Annotated in this window: 17 protein-coding genes and 1 tRNA gene; 7 read left to right on the plus strand and 11 right to left on the minus strand. The window is 44.6% G+C overall.

All coding sequences use genetic code 11. From position 1 onward, the window contains the following. Window positions 1-11: 11 nt before the first annotated feature. The 3 genes from F551_RS0111405 to ccrA all read right to left on the minus strand — a co-directional run bounded on the left by F551_RS0111405 (window position 12) and on the right by ccrA (window position 3,365). Window positions 12-1,130, minus strand: a complete 1,119-nt coding sequence (locus F551_RS0111405; protein WP_018997639.1) for an aromatic ring-hydroxylating oxygenase subunit alpha — start codon at window positions 1,128-1,130, stop codon at window positions 12-14. Between the two features lie 91 nt (window positions 1,131-1,221). Beyond that, the gene (locus tag F551_RS0111410) at window positions 1,222-2,040 is read right to left on the minus strand and encodes an isocitrate lyase/PEP mutase family protein (RefSeq protein ID WP_018997640.1); all 819 of its coding nucleotides are present in this window, start codon (window positions 2,038-2,040) and stop codon (window positions 1,222-1,224) included. 83 nt (window positions 2,041-2,123) lie between these two features. Further along, window positions 2,124-3,365 (minus strand): crotonyl-CoA carboxylase/reductase, encoded by a 1,242-nt coding sequence (gene ccrA, locus F551_RS0111415; RefSeq protein WP_018997641.1) that lies wholly within the window; start codon window positions 3,363-3,365, stop codon window positions 2,124-2,126. A gap of 222 nt (window positions 3,366-3,587) precedes the next feature. On the opposite strand from ccrA, the gene F551_RS0111420 reads away from it, so the two are divergent. Then, complete coding sequence (locus tag F551_RS0111420; protein ID WP_018997642.1) at window positions 3,588-4,193, plus strand: hypothetical protein; 606 nt, start codon at window positions 3,588-3,590, stop codon at window positions 4,191-4,193. A 28-nt stretch (window positions 4,194-4,221) separates the two neighbouring features. Here F551_RS0111420 and F551_RS0111425 read toward each other — a convergent pair whose 3' ends face one another. Then, window positions 4,222-4,497 carry a SemiSWEET transporter gene (locus F551_RS0111425; RefSeq protein ID WP_018997643.1) on the minus strand — a complete coding sequence of 92 codons (276 nt, stop codon included), beginning with the start codon at window positions 4,495-4,497 and terminating at the stop codon, window positions 4,222-4,224. A 219-nt stretch (window positions 4,498-4,716) separates the two neighbouring features. Here F551_RS0111425 and F551_RS0111430 point away from each other — a divergent pair, with 219 nt between their 5' ends. Then, complete coding sequence (locus F551_RS0111430; protein WP_018997644.1) at window positions 4,717-6,702, plus strand: protein meaA; 1,986 nt, start codon at window positions 4,717-4,719, stop codon at window positions 6,700-6,702. A 5-nt stretch (window positions 6,703-6,707) separates the two neighbouring features. On the opposite strand, the gene F551_RS0111435 is transcribed toward F551_RS0111430, so the two are convergent. After that, window positions 6,708-7,604 (minus strand): DMT family transporter, encoded by an 897-nt coding sequence (locus F551_RS0111435; RefSeq protein ID WP_018997645.1) that lies wholly within the window; start codon window positions 7,602-7,604, stop codon window positions 6,708-6,710. A 324-nt stretch (window positions 7,605-7,928) separates the two neighbouring features. Here F551_RS0111435 and F551_RS0111445 point away from each other — a divergent pair, with 324 nt between their 5' ends. Together F551_RS0111445 and F551_RS16665 are read left to right on the plus strand one after the other, a co-directional pair. Further along, entirely contained in the window at window positions 7,929-8,528 is a 600-nt protein-coding gene (locus F551_RS0111445; protein WP_018997647.1) for an HNH endonuclease, read from the plus strand. A gap of 119 nt (window positions 8,529-8,647) precedes the next feature. After that, the gene (locus tag F551_RS16665; RefSeq protein WP_018997648.1) at window positions 8,648-10,042 is read left to right on the plus strand and encodes a methyl-accepting chemotaxis protein; all 1,395 of its coding nucleotides are present in this window, start codon (window positions 8,648-8,650) and stop codon (window positions 10,040-10,042) included. A 114-nt stretch (window positions 10,043-10,156) separates the two neighbouring features. Here F551_RS16665 and F551_RS0111455 read toward each other — a convergent pair whose 3' ends face one another. From F551_RS0111455 to F551_RS0111465, 3 genes are all read right to left on the minus strand, one after another. Then, window positions 10,157-11,242, minus strand: a complete 1,086-nt coding sequence (locus tag F551_RS0111455; protein ID WP_018997649.1) for a S41 family peptidase — start codon at window positions 11,240-11,242, stop codon at window positions 10,157-10,159. A 4-nt stretch (window positions 11,243-11,246) separates the two neighbouring features. Continuing rightward, the gene (locus F551_RS0111460) at window positions 11,247-11,732 is read right to left on the minus strand and encodes a MarR family winged helix-turn-helix transcriptional regulator (RefSeq protein ID WP_018997650.1); all 486 of its coding nucleotides are present in this window, start codon (window positions 11,730-11,732) and stop codon (window positions 11,247-11,249) included. A gap of 206 nt (window positions 11,733-11,938) precedes the next feature. Continuing rightward, window positions 11,939-12,418 carry a cupin domain-containing protein gene (locus F551_RS0111465; protein ID WP_018997651.1) on the minus strand — a complete coding sequence of 160 codons (480 nt, stop codon included), beginning with the start codon at window positions 12,416-12,418 and terminating at the stop codon, window positions 11,939-11,941. A 253-nt stretch (window positions 12,419-12,671) separates the two neighbouring features. Here F551_RS0111465 and katG point away from each other — a divergent pair, with 253 nt between their 5' ends. Continuing rightward, window positions 12,672-14,840: a catalase/peroxidase HPI gene (gene katG / locus F551_RS0111470; protein ID WP_026296803.1), complete on the plus strand. Its 2,169-nt coding sequence runs from the start codon at window positions 12,672-12,674 to the stop codon at window positions 14,838-14,840. Window positions 14,841-14,898: 58 nt separating this feature from the next. Here the strand turns inward: katG and F551_RS0111475 are convergent, their stop codons facing one another. Genes F551_RS0111475 through F551_RS0111485 form a run of 3 tightly spaced genes read right to left on the minus strand, consistent with a single transcriptional unit; the run spans window position 14,899 to window position 16,722 of the window. Then, window positions 14,899-15,441, minus strand: coding sequence for a demethoxyubiquinone hydroxylase family protein (locus tag F551_RS0111475; RefSeq protein WP_018997653.1), 543 nt, complete (start codon window positions 15,439-15,441; stop codon window positions 14,899-14,901). 45 nt (window positions 15,442-15,486) lie between these two features. Continuing rightward, window positions 15,487-15,978 carry a disulfide bond formation protein B gene (locus F551_RS0111480; protein WP_018997654.1) on the minus strand — a complete coding sequence of 164 codons (492 nt, stop codon included), beginning with the start codon at window positions 15,976-15,978 and terminating at the stop codon, window positions 15,487-15,489. A gap of 57 nt (window positions 15,979-16,035) precedes the next feature. Continuing rightward, complete coding sequence (locus F551_RS0111485; protein WP_018997655.1) at window positions 16,036-16,722, minus strand: exopolysaccharide biosynthesis protein; 687 nt, start codon at window positions 16,720-16,722, stop codon at window positions 16,036-16,038. A gap of 195 nt (window positions 16,723-16,917) precedes the next feature. Between F551_RS0111485 and F551_RS0111490 the strand changes: the two genes are divergently transcribed. Together F551_RS0111490 and F551_RS0111495 are read left to right on the plus strand one after the other, a co-directional pair. Next, a tRNA-Leu gene (locus F551_RS0111490) sits at window positions 16,918-17,002 on the plus strand. Between the two features lie 111 nt (window positions 17,003-17,113). Continuing rightward, on the plus strand, window positions 17,114-18,019 hold the full coding sequence (locus F551_RS0111495) for a haloalkane dehalogenase (protein ID WP_018997656.1): 906 nt from the start codon (window positions 17,114-17,116) through the stop codon (window positions 18,017-18,019). The last annotated feature ends 31 nt before the right edge of the window (window positions 18,020-18,050 follow it).

An 18,050-nucleotide genomic window follows, 5' to 3' on the forward strand; every position in this document is an offset into this window, starting at 1 on the left:
TAACTGGCGGATTAACTTCGCCAGCTTAGCGTGCGCGGTTGGATTGGGTTTTCAAATTCGCGGTTTTCTGTGCGCGTAGCAACCCATTCACGTTTGAGTTGCTGATACCATTTGGCCTGCACATCAATATCATCAATCCATAACATGTTCTTTTGATATTTCATGCCGCGATTTTGTAGATCCACCATTTCTTTGTCTTGGAGCAGGAATGTAGTTCCCATGCGCTTTAAAAGAGGTGTTGCTAGCTTTAGGAGTGGTGCGTTTTCGATCCAAGTGATTTGAACGACTTTTGTTAGCTTTTCTTGTTGAGGCAAAAGGCAGGTGAGTGTGAAAAAGCGTGATTTTTCGTTTTCAACAACTTCCCAACGCATGCCCGGTAATTGAAACACTATTTCGGTGGTAACTGCATCACCGAAGACCATATTGTAAAGTTTAGAATTTCCCGATGGTGTGTGGCGTGCGATTGCCCAACCGCGTGTACGAGGTTCAAAAGGTTTTTTCTTGATTTTAAAACCCGCAGATGGAGGTCTCCACCACCATTGATTATGTACAAATGGCACGTGGGCAGGATCCATCAATCCCACAACGGCATCATCCATATGGGCATTAAAATCTTCTGAGATCACGAATGTTGGCTGTGCTGGCAGTTTGCCAAAATCTGGCGGCTCGACAACTGGCTCACCGTCAAAACGCGGATTGTGAGAAACATAAACATATACGACGCCATTGGCTTCATGCAGTGGATATTTGCGTACTTTTACCCGAGATGGATCAGTTGTATCCTCAGGGGTGAGAGAGGGCATGTGTTTGCACACCCCATCAGCAGTTCCAAAGCGCCAGCCATGATATGGGCATTCAATTGTGGGCGAGCCATCTGTTTCTAATTGCCGGCCGGAGGATAGAGGTACAAGTCTATGTGGACAGATGTCTCTAAGAGCGAATGGCTTCCCATCACCTGAGCGACCCAATAGTATTGGCTGACCCAATATCTCGCGGTGGATATGTTTTCCTGCGACGAGTTCTTTTGAGGTTGCAGCAAAATACCAACAATCCGTAAGCCAGCCCTCTTCGGTAATACCGAGTTTTTTCTTAGGTGGAGTTTGGGTGATGTTGGAACTGTCTGCGGGCATGCTTGCGCTCATACTTTATACGCTAGATGAAATTGTGGCCCATCAATGCGCTTTTGTGGCGTACAAGGCAAGCATGCACTTGCAAAAGAGGCTAATTCGTCGCTGCTATTAGGCCTTCATTCTCTATGCCCTGCATAATAGGAGTGAGTTCACCTTTAGTGGATAACTGCTCCAGTGAATGTAGTAGTCCGCTATAGGCGTTATTCATTAAGACTGGTCCCATACTTACTCGGGTGACGCCGATGTCTTTTAGAGTTTGCATATTTACGAAATCTGTCACCGGCCCGAGCAATACATTGAGGGGCCTATCTACTTCAGACAAAACTGTTTTGATATCATCCAGAGTTCTCAGAGCTGGTGCGTAGAGTACATGTGCACCAGCTTCTTGATAGGCTTGTAGCCTTAAAATCGTATCTTTCAGATCTGGAATCCCTGTAAAGAAATTTTCTGCTCGTGCTGTAAGCATAAATGGAAAATCAAGAGAGTTGGCAGCCTCAACAGCGGCGGCAACGCGCTCTTTTGCAAATGTGATATCATATTGGGGAGCATCGGAATTGCGGGTGAAGTCTTCTATGGAGCCGCCAACTAGGCCAGCCTGAGCGCCAAGCTTGATTGTTTGAGCACAAACTTCAGGAGAGTCTCCGAAACCGTTTTCAAGGTCTGCCGTAAGAGGTAAGTCAGAATTCTGAGTAATCGATTGGATATGAACAAGCAGTTCGTCGCGAGATAATTGATAGTCTTTTTTACCCAGCGTCATAGCAAAGCCGGCACTTGTGGTGGCTAGCGCATTGAAGCCCTTGCTCGACATAAGTTTAGCTGAACCAACATCCCAAGGATTTGGTAATATAAAGAAATTTCCGTTCTCGTGAAGAGATTGAAATTTTTTTGCTTTTTCGTGTTGTGAGATCATAAATCCCCTCCGTAATTTCTCAGGGAGGGGATAGCAATTCATTGCCGTTTGATCTGGCGATAATCGGCTATTTACATTCGGCTTTACTTCAGGCCGTCTAGTGTTTTCATGCCTGTTTTAGGGGCGTTTACCAGAACAGCCATATTGCCGGGTAAGTGTTGATTATCTAGCATTTTTTCGTGTGCTGCTGGAATTTCATCCCAAGGGAAGACTTCAGACATGCAGGGGTCAATGCGTTCCTGGCACACCAACTCATTGGCGGCGGCTGCTTGTTTTAGGTTGGCAAAGTGAGAACCTTGAACACGCTTTTGGCGCATCCATAAGAAACGTGCATCCATTGTCAGGTTGAAGCCCGAAGTACCCGCACAAATAACGACCATTCCACCGCGCTTCACTAGGAATACGGAAACGGGCATTGTTGCTTCACCAGGGTGCTCAAAAACCATATCAAGGTCTTTTCCGCCGGTGATTTCACGAATGGCTTTACCAAATTTGCGGCATTCCTTCATGTAAGCATCAAACTCAGGACCATTAACAGTAGGCAATTGTCCCCAACAGTTAAAGTCTTTGCGGTTCAAAACTGCCATCGCGCCTTGATCAAGGACAAATTGCTTTTTGTCTTCTGAAGACACCACCCCAATTGCGTTCGCACCTGCAATTTTAGCAAGTTGGATGGCATATGATCCAAGACCACCAGATGCACCCCAAACTAGGATGTTTTGACCAGGTTTTATTTCATGTGGTGCGTGCCCAAATAACATGCGGTAGGCGGTCGCCAATGTCAGCGTGTAACAAGCAGACTCTTCCCACGAAAGGTGTTTAGGGCGAACCATAAGCTGTCTATCTTGTACGCGGCAGAATTGAGCAAATGACCCATCTGGTGTCTCATATCCCCAAATACGCTGGGATGATGAATACATAGGATCACCACCATTACATTCTTCATCATCTCCGTCGTCTTGGTTACAGTGGATTACAACTTCATCACCTGGTTTCCAGCGTTTTACGCTTTTACCAACAGCCCAAACGATACCAGACGCATCGGAACCGGCGATGTGGTAGGGTTCTTTGTGTACATCAAACGGTGAAATCGGTTCACCCAATCCTGCCCAAACACCATTATAGTTCACACCGGCAGCCATTACATAAACAAGCACATCGTTTTCACCTAATTCAGGCGTGTCAACGACTTCCAGCTGCATGGATTCATTTGGCCGACCGTGGCGTTCCCGGCGAATGGCCCAAGCATGCATTTGCTTTGGCACGTGATAGTTTTGCGGCAATTCACCTAAATCATAAAGATCTTTCTTTGGTGTATCTAACATGAGCTGTGTCCTCGGGCTTCAGCTGCAATTATTGGTTAGTTTATTGGAGCAACTGATCTGGTTTTCTGTTCTGATCTCAAAATACTGCATTGCAGCAAATTTGACAAGTGATTTTTGTGCGTCGCAATAAGGTAGTCTGTTGTTACGAATATTATTCGGGTTTTATTTGAAGTCAGAGAGGAAGTAGGCAATATAGAATAGTGTAACTGGAAGGAATGTTTCATGGTCATGCTCAAACGCTTCAATAAACTTGCTGCTATGGTTCTGTGTGCTGCGGGGATTAGTGGAATGGCGGATGCTCAGGAAATGTCTGATCCGGCAAAAGATGCGAGTGTTCAGGATGTTTTGGCTTGTAGGGCTCTGGCCAGTAATTCAGAGCGGTTAGCGTGTTTGGACCAAGCCATGCCGGCTTTGGAAGCGGCGTTCCCAGTTGAGAAACTTAGTGCTCAAGAGCAATTGGAAATAACTGTTCGTCAGAATGAGCAAACGCAGAAAGCTGCGGAAAAGGTTTTTGGGCAATCGATTGATCAACAGGCTAGAGTTCAAACAAAAAGTGCTTCAAAGGGGCAAGCAGTTTCGAACATTGAGAGAAAGAAAGAGCTGAAACAAATTGCTTCGCAGATTGTTAGAATCGAATTGACACCACTCAAAAAGGCGATTGTGTATTTGGAAAATGGGCAAGTGTGGAAGCAGCTAGAAGCTGATGATTATATAGTAAGGGTTAAGTCTTCTCTAGGAAAAGAAGCAGTCATTAAGAAGAAATTGTTGGGTGGATATACCTTAAGAATTGGAAATAAGCGTGCTTTTAGAGTACAACGATTGAAGTAAGGAATAGAGGAAGCCTAGGTTGGTTTTCTTAATCTGTAGGTTGTTCGTTCTTCAAATTGGTTAGTTTTACAGCCAAAATACTGGCAGCGAGTAAAAAAGTGATCGAGTTGGCGATTATTAGTGACCAGCTCGATAAAAGAATTCCATAGATAAACCAGAATGCTACGCCTATCGTAAATAGCGAATACATGGTGAGTGAAATACCGTCGGTATTCTTTGTTCTTAACGTCATGAGGGCTTGCGGCAAAAAAGAACCTGTTGTCAGTATCGCTGCTAAAAATCCCAGATATTCGATGCTTTGCATAAACTGAAATCCAAATGTTTGTATGAATTGATCGATGATACCGTTATCATAAATTGTTGTGAGTGTAATCCTTCTATTGAAGTTTCATGCTGAAAGTTCTGTATTTCAGATGATTGAAAAATTCTTCAATGGCATAGCTCTTCAAAAGTATTGATTTTGGGGACTTGTTGCGATGGCTAAATTCTGGCATGCTGCGCCGCAACATGGGAGAAATTTAGAATGGGTAACAAAGCCTATCAGCACGCAGCAGACAGACCGTGGATCTTCCGCACTTATTCGGGACACTCAACGGCAGAAAAATCTAATGCCCTGTATCGGAGCAATCTGGCAAAGGGACAAACGGGGCTTTCTATTGCTTTTGATTTGCCAACACAGACGGCTTATGATTCTGACCACATCCTCGCAAAAGGTGAGGTAGGGAAGGTTGGAGTTCCAGTCGGTCACCTCGGTGATATGCGGACATTGTTTGACGGCATTGAAGTTGCTCAAATGAACACTTCTATGACGATAAATGCACCGGCAAGCTATATGTTGGCACTATATGTGGCACTTGCAGATGAGCAGGGCGCAGATCGTAATGTGTTGATGGGTACTACCCAAAACGACATCATTAAAGAGTACTTATCGCGTGGGACATATGTATTCCCGCCCGGGCCCTCAATGCGTCTGATCTCTGATATGGTGTCTTGGTGTTATACTGAAACACCCAAATGGAATCCGTTGAATGTATGTTCCTATCATTTGCAAGAGGCCGGTGCGACACCAGAGCAAGAGCTTGCTTATGCATTGGCAACAGCTTGTGCCGTTCTGGATGCAGTGAAGGCTGGAGGGCAGGTTCCGGAGGAAGATTTTGAAACTGTCTTTGCACGTATTTCATTTTTCGTAAATGCAGGCGTTCGTTTCGTGACGGAACTATGTAAAATGCGCGCATTCGTTGATCTGTGGGAAGAGATTGGTCGCGAACGTTACGGCGTAAAATCTGAAAAGGCATTGCGCTTCAGGTATGGGGTGCAGGTTAATTCCCTGGGATTAACTGAACAGCAACCCGAGAATAATGTGTATCGTATTTTGTTGGAAGCAATGGCTGTGACGCTTTCCAAGCGTGCACGTTGTCGAGCTCTTCAATTACCGGCATGGAATGAGGCGTTGGGACTACCGCGCCCTTGGGATCAGCAATGGTCATTGCGCATGCAACAAATCATGGCGTTTGAAACAGACCTTCTAGAATATGAAGACCTGTTTGATGGCTCACATGTGGTTGAAGCCAAGACAGATGAACTCAAAGAGGGCGCGCGCGCTCAATTAGACGAAATTGATGAAATGGGCGGTGCTGTAAATTCTGTTGAATTCATGAAGGAGCAGCTTGTTGCATCGCAAAAAGAGCGTGTTATGGGCATTGAAGGCGGTGATCAAAAGGTTATCGGTGTGAATGCTTTTACTGCTACAGAGCCAAGCCCTTTAGCGACTGGCGATGACGCCATTATGACTGTGGACCCAGCAGAAGAGTATGCCCAGATTGAGCGTCTCAGGCAGTGGCGAAAAGATCGTGATAGTCTTGCATGTGGTCGCGCGATTGCAGCTTTGAAAGAAGCAGCCTCCGAAGGGCAAAACATTATGCCCAAAACGATTGAGGCGGTTAAAGCTGGCGTCACCATTGGTGAATGGGGTGAGACGCTACGTGAGGTGTTTGGAGAATATCGTGGACCGACTGGAGTTTCGGTTGTGATAGCCACCGATGGTGATGAAGATATTGAAAAAGTAAAAGCAGATGTTGAGAAGGTGTCAGAACTGCTTGGACGAACTTTAACATATGTACTTGGTAAGCCGGGACTGGATGGTCACTCCAATGGTGCCGAACAAATTGCAACGCGTGGCCGCGCATGCGGAATGAAAGTGATTTATGAAGGAATTCGTTTCACACCGGAAGAAATAGTCCAGCAGGCAATTGATAATGACGCTCACATCGTTGGCTTGTCAGTATTGTCTGGGTCTCATTTGGATTTAGCGCGTGAGACAGCTCGTGTTATGCGTGAAAAAGGATTGGATAACATTCCTCTTGTGGTTGGCGGTATTATTCCAAATGAAGATGCGATGGCGCTCAAGCAAATGGGTATCAAACGTGTCTATACACCTAAGGATTTTCAAATTACCGATCTGATGGGTGATATAGTGGAACTAGTTTCAGATGCACATTTGAAAAAATAGAAATGCTATTTTCCTTTCCCAGCTAACCATACGCCGAATAGAATTAGTGCGGCTCCAGCCATTTGGATCAGCGCTAATTCTTCGCCAAATAACGGCCAAGCAATCAATCCAGCTATGACAGGTTGAATGAGTAATATCACGCCTCCAATAGACGGTGTTGTTAAACCCACTCCATAAACCAATAAACCTTGTCCCAGGGCTTGTGCAAAAAATGCTAAAAACAGAGGGGCAGCGAAGTCTGAATAGTGGTGAGGAAAGATTTCTTCACCTAATATCAAAGCAAATATAAGCCCCACTGGTATTGCTGAAATTGTTATCCAAAATATCGCTTGGAATCCTGAAACACTTGAGCGAGCTATCGTTGCAAAAAGCAAGTAGCCAGTGATGCAAGCCGCTGCGATCAAGGCTAAACTATCGCCAGTTAGATCGGATGCGCTGTCTTCGGATGCGCCAAATGCCATGGCCGCAGCGCCAGCTGTTGCTAATAAAGCGGCCACTGGCCAGCTGATTGAAGGGCGCTGCTTTAGGACTAGCCACGCCGCTAAACCTACTGCGACAGACCCGAGGTTAACGAAAAAAGTAGCATTGGCGACTGAAGTTCTAACGAGTGCTAAATGCCAAAAACACATGTCCAGACTGAAAAACACACCAGCAGCGATGAGGGCTTTATTGGGGCGACCAATGGGTTGTTTGAAGATGAACGCAGCAACCACTAATACAGGAACTGCAAATACAAATCTCCATACAGCAGTTATCGTTGGTTCCATTGTTGAGAAACGCAAACCAATAGGAGCAAGTCCAATACATACGGCTGCTAGAACCAGTATTAGCGGACCTTTCAAATTTGCAGGAACTATTGCTCCCAGTTGGAGGGGGGCAATTTGATTATTGTTATTGGTCATGAAATGCAGACTCACGAATGCAGAAGAGAAATGCTTTCTTGTAAGTCTAATTCATACTTTCCATCATCTGGCAATATTTGTATTCAAGGCTGCAAGTAAATTTCAGAGTAATATGTTTTTAAACAGTGATTTATTTCGTTTTTTGTTGTGTAAGGTGCAAATTTTATTTCAGTTTATTTTGATGTTTTATCTTGATTGTCACTGGAGTGTCGTGAAGTATCGATTACAACTTAAATGACAGAGTATTCAATCGGTATTCTGTGACAGGTTTCCGGCTGCTAGCCGCAAACGCGGCATAGCGGCCTCTGCGAAGGGAGGATCGTCGTGGCTGAATTGTTATCCAAGCAGATTGCGTCTTCGCCGGCGCTCGTCTTGAACGCGGATTTTAGGCCATTGTCTTATTTTCCGCTTTCCCTATGGCCTTGGCAAGAAGCTGTGAAATCCGTCTTTCTCGGAAAAGTTGATGTGATCGCGGAATATGATTTTGTAGTGCATTCACCATCTTTTGAAATGCGTCTGCCTTCTGTTATTGCGTTACGAGAATTCGTTAAACAGAATCGTGCGCCCGCATTCACGCGTTTCAATTTATTCCTCCGAGACGGGTTTAAATGCGTGTATTGTGGATCCCCTGATGATTTGACTTTCGATCATGTCATCCCGCGGCACAGGGGAGGGAAAACAAATTGGGAAAATATTGTGACGGCTTGTAGCCCTTGTAATTTGAAAAAGGGAGGGCGCATGCCAGTGGATGCTGGAATGGTTGTAGAGCCAGCGCCTTCATGTCCTGATACATATCATTTACAGAATATGGGTCGCAAATTCCCCCCTAATCACTTGCATTCAACGTGGTTGGATTATCTATATTGGGACATCGAATTGCAAAAAGATCCCAACAATATGGCCAATGAAAAGCCAGAGATTTAAGCTAGGTCCATTGATTCAGATTGGCTTCCTGCAGCAGAGCTGAAAGAAACCAAAGTTCAATAGTTCTTTCTTAACTAAAAGGCATTTGAATGCCCCTACATTTTTTGAGGGGAATTCAAATGTTAAAATTGCGTAGAACTCGCAACGCTGAGAACATTGCTGCTTTTCGAGGAGAAGCTCACGCAAATGACAGAGAAATTGAGAGTTTGGTGCCGATTTTAGAGAAGGTGTGTCGTGAGATCCAATTGGGCAAGCAGCCGGATTTTGCCATTCTTCCACATAATATTTCCCAGCCTCTTCAGAAATTGTTTGATTCTATTCAGCAACGAAATGTTGAAGACCTAGAATGTACTGTGGATTATTCGGTTCAGGCGAGCGAATCCATGGCTGCCGTTGCGCGAAGCATCGGTGAGGTGAGAGCTGCAAGAGAGCAAACGCAAATTATCGCGGCTGCCGTTGAGGAGTTAGATGTATCGACGGGCCAGATTTCTGAAACAGCTACTAAAGCTGCAAATGATGTAAATTCGTCTTCAGAATTGATGAATGAGTGCCGTCAAAAAGTTCAAATGACGTCAGATGCCATGGAACGTATTGGTCATTCCATGACGAGCACGGAAAGCGAAACATCATCAGTGACCAGCGCAGTTGAAAAGATAACTGCATTTATTGGCACAATAGACGGGATTGCTCAGCAAACAAACTTGCTAGCATTGAATGCCACAATTGAAGCTGCAAGAGCTGGTGAAGCTGGTAAAGGCTTCGCAGTTGTGGCTGAGGAAGTTAAGACGCTATCTGGTGAAACTCAAAAGGCAACTGAACAAATAGGAGCGTTAATTGATGAATTGCGCTCGGTGTCTGGAAATTTGACTCAGTGCGTTGAAGAAGCATTGGCTTCTGTCTCTGCAGCGAAAGAGTTAACTGTTGCGACAGAAGAACTCTCTTCGCAGGCAAGTGAATTGGCGAGCGGAACGTCTAACAATATGTCGGAAATTGAACATGTATTGAAAGAGCAATCCAAGGCAACATCTGAAATATCCCAAGGCGTATCACATATTGCTCATGTCTGTGAAAAAGCAACTTCCTTTGGAGATAATGTCATTGATTCAGTTGTGAAATCTGAGAAAAACATCAATAGGCAGTTTGCTCAGTTGGATAAACTTGAAATACCAAATTATGTCCTGCACCGTGCAAAATCTGACCACTTCTTGTGGAAAAAGAACCTATCTGAAATGTTGGTTGGATTGAACAATCTTACTGCGGCTGAATTGTCAGATCATCATTCCTGCCGACTAGGGAAGTGGTATGATAAAGTTTCTGATGTTTCAATTTCTCAACATCCATCCTTCATTGAAATTCAAAAGCCGCATTCCGATGTTCATAATTATGGAAAAAAGGCTGCCTCACTATTCGCGCGAGGTGATCGCGATGGGGCGGTTAATGCTGTTGAAGACATGGAGAAAGCTTCTATCGAAGTTGTGCGTTTGTTGGATGTTATGATTAGCCGTCCCAAATAGAAGGTTTACTGTTTTATCCATGTTGCAGGCTGCGATAGAATAAGGTTTTGAACGCTACATGAAGAGCTTCATCCCAGCGCGAAACGAAGCTCTTGGAGTAGGGGGGATGGATTTTTATTCTATTTTATTATCTTCAACCAACTTGGATATACGTGCTTCAATTCTCTTTAGCTTCCTTGCATCATTAGTTGTTGTCTTGAGGATGTCTAAATAGTGGGTCTGAGCAATATTTAGAGCGGAAGATGATGGTGCCTCTATGTGGGGCACCACTCCTTTGCCTTCAAAATTGCTGTTTGTAGAGGTATAGACCGGGCGTCGGGTTGGTATAAAGGCGCTAAAATGTTGGGTTATTTGTATATCGCTGCCCGCATTGGCAGCTCCAATGCTTTTCGTGCCAACAATGGTCGCACGGTCTATATGTTTCATCATGTACGATAAAGATTCTCCTGCGGAGAATGTGTTCTCATCGATCAGAATATAGACTGGTCGGTCAGTACCATATCTAGGGCCATTGAGTTGGCTATCACTCCAGCGCTCTTCTATTTCGCCAGTTTTGCGGGAATGCATGTCCAGTAAATGTGTCTTTTCCTTCAGAAAATAGCTAGCGATTAGTTGATCAGTATATTCATACCCACCAAAATTGCCGCGAAGATCGAGAATAAAGCTGTCTGTATCTTTAAGGAACTCAAAGGAAGCGGCGAGTTTCGCTTTTGCCTGCTCGACAGGCGCAAACGCGGATAGCTTTAAATAGCCTACATTGAAAGGTAGCCGTTCAACTTTTTCAAACCCTAGATTTCTCGATTTCCAAAACTTCATTTCCATCGAGTCTTCAAAATCTCTGGAGACCTGTTCACTATCTGGAATATCTAAAGCGATAGGAGAGTATTGAATTCTGATGTGTTGGTCGCCGGATACCTGTTGGAGCTCTTTTGTCAAAAATTCAGCAAACGTTTCTGGATCTTCTTTCATTTGAATCTGTTGATTGTTGTCGATTTTATCCAGATGATCGAGCATCATTGTCGCTTTTTCTACATCTACGTATGAAGTTGAAATAGCTTCTTTTAAGCCATCAACTACTGTGAGCGGCATATGTTCATGGAGTTGTTTTGGAGGAAGCTGGGCTGATGCGGTGGAAAATGAACACCCGCAAAGATAAAAAGCTGAAATTGCGCTTAGAAATAAAGTCGGTGTTTTCTGCATTGGGCTATTGCTCCGTTTGATCTTCGAGTTTTGAATTTTGTTGGGCTTCTTGAATGCGTGCAGCAAAATCCTTTTGAGCGAGTGCTTGAGTGACCTGATTGAGAATTTCTGAAAACGAATACCCTAAGTCATTGTCCAAGCTTGCTGCCGCTTGCTGAGTAAAGGTCCAATGGTTTTGAAGTTGAGGGGTGATGCTTTTGGCGTAATCGGTCATGCCGATCAGGCGCTCACGTCCGTCTTTTTCGCTTTTTGTGATCGAAATGAGATTTGCTTTAGCCATTAATTTGACAGTTTGTGTAGCTGCGGGTTGCGTTATTTTCGCATGGGTAGCGATTTCGCTAATTGTGCATGTTTTCAATTGAATGAGAGCTTTCATGACGGGCGTATATCTGGGGCGGTAGTCTAGGCCGCTCTTTTCATATGAATCTGCTACAGCTCCGTCCAACAGCTCTATGATATGCCGGAGTTGAGTACCGAGTTTGGATTTCATTGCATAAGCCCTTATGTATTTCGATGTGTTGAGGTAACAAAAAATACATAAGCGGTAAAGTATATTTGGAGAAAATATTTTCAATATGATAAAATGCATTGATTTTATTATGTAAAATATTTATCTTGGACGTTCGGGTGTATGAGGCGAAGTACGCAGTTCGCACTGTTGCGGTTAGAAAATCGACCTTATAAAAATCTTGAATGTTATTTCTTGCCGGCGTTTGGATGATCTAAATGGTCGACATCAACCAGATCCCATTCCAGTCCTTTTTGGCGGAATAATCGTTTATTCTGTTTGGGGTAATCAACAACATCATGGTCTAGGCGTTGGCCGACAACTATTGCTTTGAGGATGGTTTCCCCAGTATTAATTATCGTATGGGATGCACCACCGGCGCGATATCCGATAAAATCACCAGCTGAAACAGTGTGCGATTCATCGTCGATGATAGCGGTAGCTGTTCCTTCCAATATATAAACACATTCATCTTCATGGTGATGCATGTGTTGTTCTGTTGTTTCGTCCCCTGGAGCAACTTCTATAAGATGAAATCCAAACCCTTGAAGGCTAGTAAGATCGCCAAGAGATTTATTTAATCGCTTCGCATTGTCATTGAGAAAATGAGTTTTTTCAGAACCTTCGAATGCATCAATTTCAGATTTTGTCAGGATGTATTTGCTCATCAATAAAACCTCCCATTCTATTTTTGCTTGTTAAGAGATTAAAGCATCAACATTTACGAGTCGTGTAAATATAAATATTTGTGATGTTTGATATGCTTAAATATCACTATTATTTATTTTGGAATCATTCTAAACTGAGCTCATCGCTGGCTGAAGAGTAAGTTCGAAAGCAGGTTATGTTCAATATGATGCATAGCGTTTAGAAATTGCTCAAGGCTCCAGCAAAAACACTGCAATTAATAACGAGGCAATCATGACTAAATTTACAGTAGGAAAATGTCCGGTAATGCATGGTGGTAACACCAAAATGGAAAAACCAGTCACCCAATGGTGGCCCAATGCACTAAACCTCGACATTCTTCACCAACATGGTGTGCGTACAAACCCAATGGATCAGAACTTTGACTACCGTGAAGCGGTAAAGGGGTTGGATTTTGACGCGGTCAAAAAAGATCTAACGGCTTTGATGACAGACAGCCAGCCATGGTGGCCTGCTGACTGGGGCCATTATGGTGGCTTGATGATCCGCATGGCTTGGCACTCAGCTGGGACATATAGAAATGCCGATGGACGTGGTGGTGCCTCTACAGGTAATCAACGCTTCGCGCCTTTAAATTCTTGGCCTGATAATGTCAGTCTTGATAAAGCTCGCCGCCTTTTATGGCCGATTAAAAAGAAATATGGGAACGCATTAAGCTGGGCAGATTTGATGATCTTGGCTGGTAATGTTGCGTATGAATCCATGGGTCTTAAAACATTTGGTTTTGGCTATGGGCGCGAAGACATTTGGGCACCAGAAACAGACACATATTGGGGAGCTGAAAAAGAATGGCTGGCCCCAAGCGACGAGCGCTATGAGAGTGTGGAAGATGCCCAAAGTATTGAAAATCCTCTCGCCGCTGTTCAAATGGGTCTTATCTATGTGAACCCGGAAGGTGTGAACGGAAACTCCGACCCGGCCACAACTGCATTGCACATGCGCGAAACATTTGCGCGTATGGCGATGAATGATGAAGAGACTGTAGCGCTTACAGCTGGTGGTCACTCTGTTGGTAAGGCGCACGGGAATGGCGATGCTGGCGCACTTGGCGTTGAGCCAGAAGCTGCTGGTGTTGAAGCGCAAGGTTTTGGTTGGGATAACCCAAACGCAACTGGGCGTGCATCTGATACTGTATCATCAGGAATTGAAGGGGCTTGGACAACTGAGCCAACGAAATTTGACATGGGCTTTTTCAAGCTATTGTTTGGATATGAGTGGGAGCTAACAAAATCTCCTGCTGGTGCCACACAATGGAAGCCAATCGACATCAAAGAAGAAGACATGCCGGTGGATGCAACAGACCCTTCTGTGCGCCGCATGCCTGTGATGACTGATGCTGACATGGCGTTGAAAATTGATCCAGCTTACCGGGCGATCAGTGAGAAATTCATCGCAGATGAAGCGTATTTCAGAGACACATTCGCCCGCGCTTGGTTTAAACTAACTCACCGCGATATGGGGCCAAAAGCTTGCTATATCGGGCCGGAAGTGCCGGAAGAAAACTTGATCTGGCAAGATCCAATTGAAGCTGGGAAATCTGACTATGATGTTGCCGCGGTTAAAGCTCTAATTGGAAGCACGGACTTAAGCGTTGCTGACATGGTTGCGACAGCTTGGAATAGCGCAAGAACTTATCGCGGATCTGATAAACGAGGCGGTGCTAATGGTGCGCGTATTCGTTTGGCCCCGCAAAAAAATTGGGAAGGTAATGAGCCTGCCCGCCTTGTAAAAGTGCTATCCGAACTTGAGCCAATCGCAGATCAAACAGGTGTTTCAATTGCTGATGTGATTGTGCTTGCTGGTAATGTTGGTGTTGAAAAAGCAATCGCTGCCGCTGGCTATAAAGTAGAGCTTCCATTCAGCCCTGGTCGTGGTGATGCAACTGAAGAAATGACAGATGCTGAATCCTTTGCGCCGCTTGAGCCTGTTGCAGATGGCTTCCGTAATTATCAGCAAAAAGACTATGCTGTTAGCCCAGAAGAAATGCTTTTAGACCGCGCTCAATTGATGGGCTTAACGGCTCAAGACATGACTGTGCTTCTTGGTGGATTGCGTGTCATTGGTGCCAATTATGGCGGCAGCAAGCATGGTGTCTTCACTGACAATGTTGGTGCATTGACGACTGACTTCTTCGTCAACCTAACTGACATGGCATATAGCTGGCACCCAGATGGTGCAGGCGCATACGAAGTTAGAGATCGCACGACAGGTCAGATCAAATTCACTGCAACAAGCGCGGATTTGGTATTTGGTTCAAACTCTATCCTACGTGCTTATGCAGAAGTGTATGCGCAGGATGATAACAAGATCAAATTCATCAAAGACTTTGTAAGCGCTTGGTCAAAAGTAATGGATGCAGATCGTTTCGACCTTCTGGATTAATGCAGTCTTGAAAAGCTTTGCGCACTTGGGAGAAAATCCTGAGTGCGCAAAAGCTATTTTAGATCTTTTCTGAAACTTTAATGGCAAAGCGACAGCCAGCTTTTATGAAACCAGATAAAAGCGGATATGCAGGAGCCTCGTGTGCGCCTTCTTCAATTGCATAATGTTTGTGAGCTGCTTCATCATCTCGGAATTTGGCAAACATTGGCGCATATTCCGTCTCGCCGCGTTTTTCTAATTCTTTTACCTGATCATCATAGTGTTGTTCGATCACTGTCTCTACTGCTTCTGTGCAGGCATGGGCCGCTTTTTCACCAAGAAGTGCTGTTGCAACGCCTAATCCATATGATGCGACGCCCCAGATTGGCGTCATTGCTGTTGGACGAACTCCTTTTGTTTGAATGAGTTCATCAAAAGCATCGAGGTGATCTTGCTCTTCTTCTTCCATATGAGTGAGGTCGTCCACGATTTTGGATTTACCTTGAAGACGTTCGAAGACTGCGCGTTGTCCTTTATAAATGCCAACCGCTGCGTACTCACCAGCATGATCTACTCGGATCATTTCCTCAACACGGCGGGATAGGGGGCGTGGACGTGGCATTTTGAGACTCCTTTAAAAGGCTCAGAAACTAGAGGTGACTCTAATTCAATTTTGATTTTTGCGAAAGGCGCTCATAAAGGAGGCCATTGCAAGAAGCATTGCAGCGAATGCATTCATATTGGCCATTGTGACGCCAAAAATCACGAGTGGCGGCTCGTCGCACTTTCCCACAACGATTGGTGCATCTAGTGATAAGCTTTGAGTGGGATCTAAATCCACGCTTTGACAACCAGCTTCGAAGAGCCCCCATTCCACGCCTGAATGATAAAGTGCGTATCCAGTTCCATAAAGAAAAACCAAACCCAGTAGTAGGTTGGTGACTTTTAGAATTGGCCAGTTTGATTTGGCACGAAAAAGTACGAGTCCCGATATCGCTAAGAAAATTGCTGCCCAATAGGGTTCTCTTTGCTTTAGGCAAAGTTCGCATGGAAACATTTTGCCAAAATTCTCAAATGCGTGGGCGCTTGCGAGCATAAATATGCTCACAAGTATGGCTGCGTATGGCCATATGCGGGACGTGAATAGCTTTTCTATCATGTCGTATGTTTTCTTCATATCGAGGAAGAAAGCAATGCGTTATGATGTGATTGTGACTTAACGTCCCAATAGAACTTTTAATGTTTCACCAGGATCAAGTAAATTACCTGTCACAAGGCCTGTGGCAATCAAAGTCGCGACCGTAATCAAAGCACTTACCCATATTATTCCCAGCAATAAACCTCCGACGGTTAGGATGCCGTCGCGTTCCATGCGACCAAAAGAAACCATCGCAACTGCAAACCCCGGAATGGTATTGGTTGCAGGTAATGGTGTAAGGATGGAAAGACAGAATATGACAAGGATCAAACCAATTACACGATCCAATTTGGAACTTGCGAAAAAGGTCAAACGTGGACGAGATATTTTTTCGACCCAACCAAAATACTTACGGCCACCTTTGGCAGTGTTTTGAAGGCCTTCTTTAGATATTTTGCGCTCTGCGAATTTCGTTGGCAACCATGGCTCTTTGCGGCCCATTACCATTTGAAATGCAATAGCTGCCATTGGAAGAGCTACAATCTGTGGGACGAGGTATAAAAATGGGACACAGCAAGGCAGAGCTAGGATAAAGAGCGCGGCACCAAAAGCTTGTCCCTCCAGTGCGTGTGTAAGCTCTTTGAGAGTGATACCTTCCTCAGGAGCGTTTTCAGCTAAGTCCTCTATGGATTCAATTAGGCTGGGCTTTGAATGCTTCATGTCGACTGCCTGTTTGGAAGGTGATTCACTAACTATTTGATTCATAGCCCGGTACTCATATTCGCGTTAAATTTGTGCGCTGAAAAACTGTGATGCAGGATTAATACCTGAATGTGTTCGGATAAAGATAAATCTCAATATTGTCTGCACAAAATTGGGTATGAAGATTATTTCAAAAAAGTGTTTAAAACCATTTGACCTTTGGCTGTGTCTCTGTCATTTTCCCGCCTCGCTTAGGTTGCCTCTGTGGCGGAATTGGTAGACGCGTTGGATTCAAAATCCAATTTCTTCGGAAGTGTCCGTTCGAGTCGGACCAGAGGTACCAAGCGATATTTTCCCAAAATATGACGTTAGGTGACGAGTTGAATTAAGTTTTGGCTCCCTCATACTCTCAATTAGAACTGTTCGAGATCTAAAATTGGGAATGAGTGACGACATGGATATTCTAAGAACACCAGATTCAAGATTCCAAAATTTGCCTGACTATGAATTCGCACCCCATTATTATGATGTCGTAGGGCATGAAACCGGGACTCTGCGTCTGCATTACATCGATGAGGGGCCTAAAGATGGGCGAGTCATCTTAATGATGCATGGTGAACCTAGTTGGTCTTATTTGTATCGATTTATGATCAAAAAAGTGTCGGAGGCGGGTTTTAGGGTGATCGCGCCAGATCTTATCGGATTTGGAAGATCAGATAAGCCCAGTGAGACTTCCGATTATACCTATAGCCGACACGTTGATTGGATGAGCGATTGGTTTGAGGCCTTGAAAATTCAAAATGCAGTTTTGTTTTGTCAGGACTGGGGTGGGTTAATTGGATTGAGGCTGGTTGCAAAATACTCCGATCAGTTTAGCGGCGTTATAGCTGCCAACACTGGATTGCCTACTGGAGAGCATTCTGCCAGTGAAGCGTTTTTGCAATGGCAAGAGTATTCCCAATCAGTGCCAGTGTTTCCAGCTGGAGGTGTCATTAGCCGAGGCACGGTTAGAAAGCTAAGTGATACTGAAATTGCAGCGTATGATGCTCCATATCCAGATGAGACCTATAAAGCTGGGGCTAGAATCTTCCCCAAATTGGTTCCAACATCACCAGATGCTGATGGCGCAAAAGATAACAAAGAAGCTTGGAAGGTATTGAGCCAATTTAACAAGCCATTTTTAACTTGCTTTTCGGACCAAGACCCTGTGACGGCAGGTGGTGAAAAAATCTTTCAAAAGCTGGTGCCCGGATGTGAAGGGCAAGATCATACAATTCTTACCGGTGGAGGGCACTTCCTACAGGAAGATGTGAGCGATGAATTGTCTGATATCATCATTAAGTTTGCTGGTCAGGTTTAGCTAAATCAACCCGTTTCAAAGCGACATCGAC

Source organism: Hirschia maritima DSM 19733 (genome assembly GCF_000378345.1).
Lineage (GTDB): Bacteria > Pseudomonadota > Alphaproteobacteria > Caulobacterales > Hyphomonadaceae > Hirschia > Hirschia maritima.

What these genes read in the sequence shown, in the direction of transcription:
- F551_RS0111430 (WP_018997644.1), top strand. Translation starts at nt 4,717, where the DNA reads ATGGGTAACAAAGCCTATCAGCACGCAGCAGACAGACCGTGGATCTTC.
- F551_RS0111475 (WP_018997653.1), bottom strand. Translation starts at nt 15,441, where the DNA reads ATGCCACGTCCACGCCCCCTATCCCGCCGTGTTGAGGAAATGATCCGA.
- F551_RS0111455 (WP_018997649.1), bottom strand. Translation starts at nt 11,242, where the DNA reads ATGCAGAAAACACCGACTTTATTTCTAAGCGCAATTTCAGCTTTTTAT.
- F551_RS0111420 (WP_018997642.1), top strand. Translation starts at nt 3,588, where the DNA reads ATGGTCATGCTCAAACGCTTCAATAAACTTGCTGCTATGGTTCTGTGT.
- F551_RS0111485 (WP_018997655.1), bottom strand. Translation starts at nt 16,722, where the DNA reads ATGAATCAAATAGTTAGTGAATCACCTTCCAAACAGGCAGTCGACATG.
- katG (WP_026296803.1), top strand. Translation starts at nt 12,672, where the DNA reads ATGACTAAATTTACAGTAGGAAAATGTCCGGTAATGCATGGTGGTAAC.
- F551_RS0111425 (WP_018997643.1), bottom strand. Translation starts at nt 4,497, where the DNA reads ATGCAAAGCATCGAATATCTGGGATTTTTAGCAGCGATACTGACAACA.
- F551_RS0111465 (WP_018997651.1), bottom strand. Translation starts at nt 12,418, where the DNA reads ATGAGCAAATACATCCTGACAAAATCTGAAATTGATGCATTCGAAGGT.
- F551_RS0111435 (WP_018997645.1), bottom strand. Translation starts at nt 7,604, where the DNA reads ATGACCAATAACAATAATCAAATTGCCCCCCTCCAACTGGGAGCAATA.
- F551_RS16665 (WP_018997648.1), top strand. Translation starts at nt 8,648, where the DNA reads ATGTTAAAATTGCGTAGAACTCGCAACGCTGAGAACATTGCTGCTTTT.
- ccrA (WP_018997641.1), bottom strand. Translation starts at nt 3,365, where the DNA reads ATGTTAGATACACCAAAGAAAGATCTTTATGATTTAGGTGAATTGCCG.
- F551_RS0111480 (WP_018997654.1), bottom strand. Translation starts at nt 15,978, where the DNA reads ATGATAGAAAAGCTATTCACGTCCCGCATATGGCCATACGCAGCCATA.
- F551_RS0111405 (WP_018997639.1), bottom strand. Translation starts at nt 1,130, where the DNA reads ATGCCCGCAGACAGTTCCAACATCACCCAAACTCCACCTAAGAAAAAA.
- F551_RS0111410 (WP_018997640.1), bottom strand. Translation starts at nt 2,040, where the DNA reads ATGATCTCACAACACGAAAAAGCAAAAAAATTTCAATCTCTTCACGAG.
- F551_RS0111460 (WP_018997650.1), bottom strand. Translation starts at nt 11,732, where the DNA reads ATGAAATCCAAACTCGGTACTCAACTCCGGCATATCATAGAGCTGTTG.
- F551_RS0111495 (WP_018997656.1), top strand. Translation starts at nt 17,114, where the DNA reads ATGGATATTCTAAGAACACCAGATTCAAGATTCCAAAATTTGCCTGAC.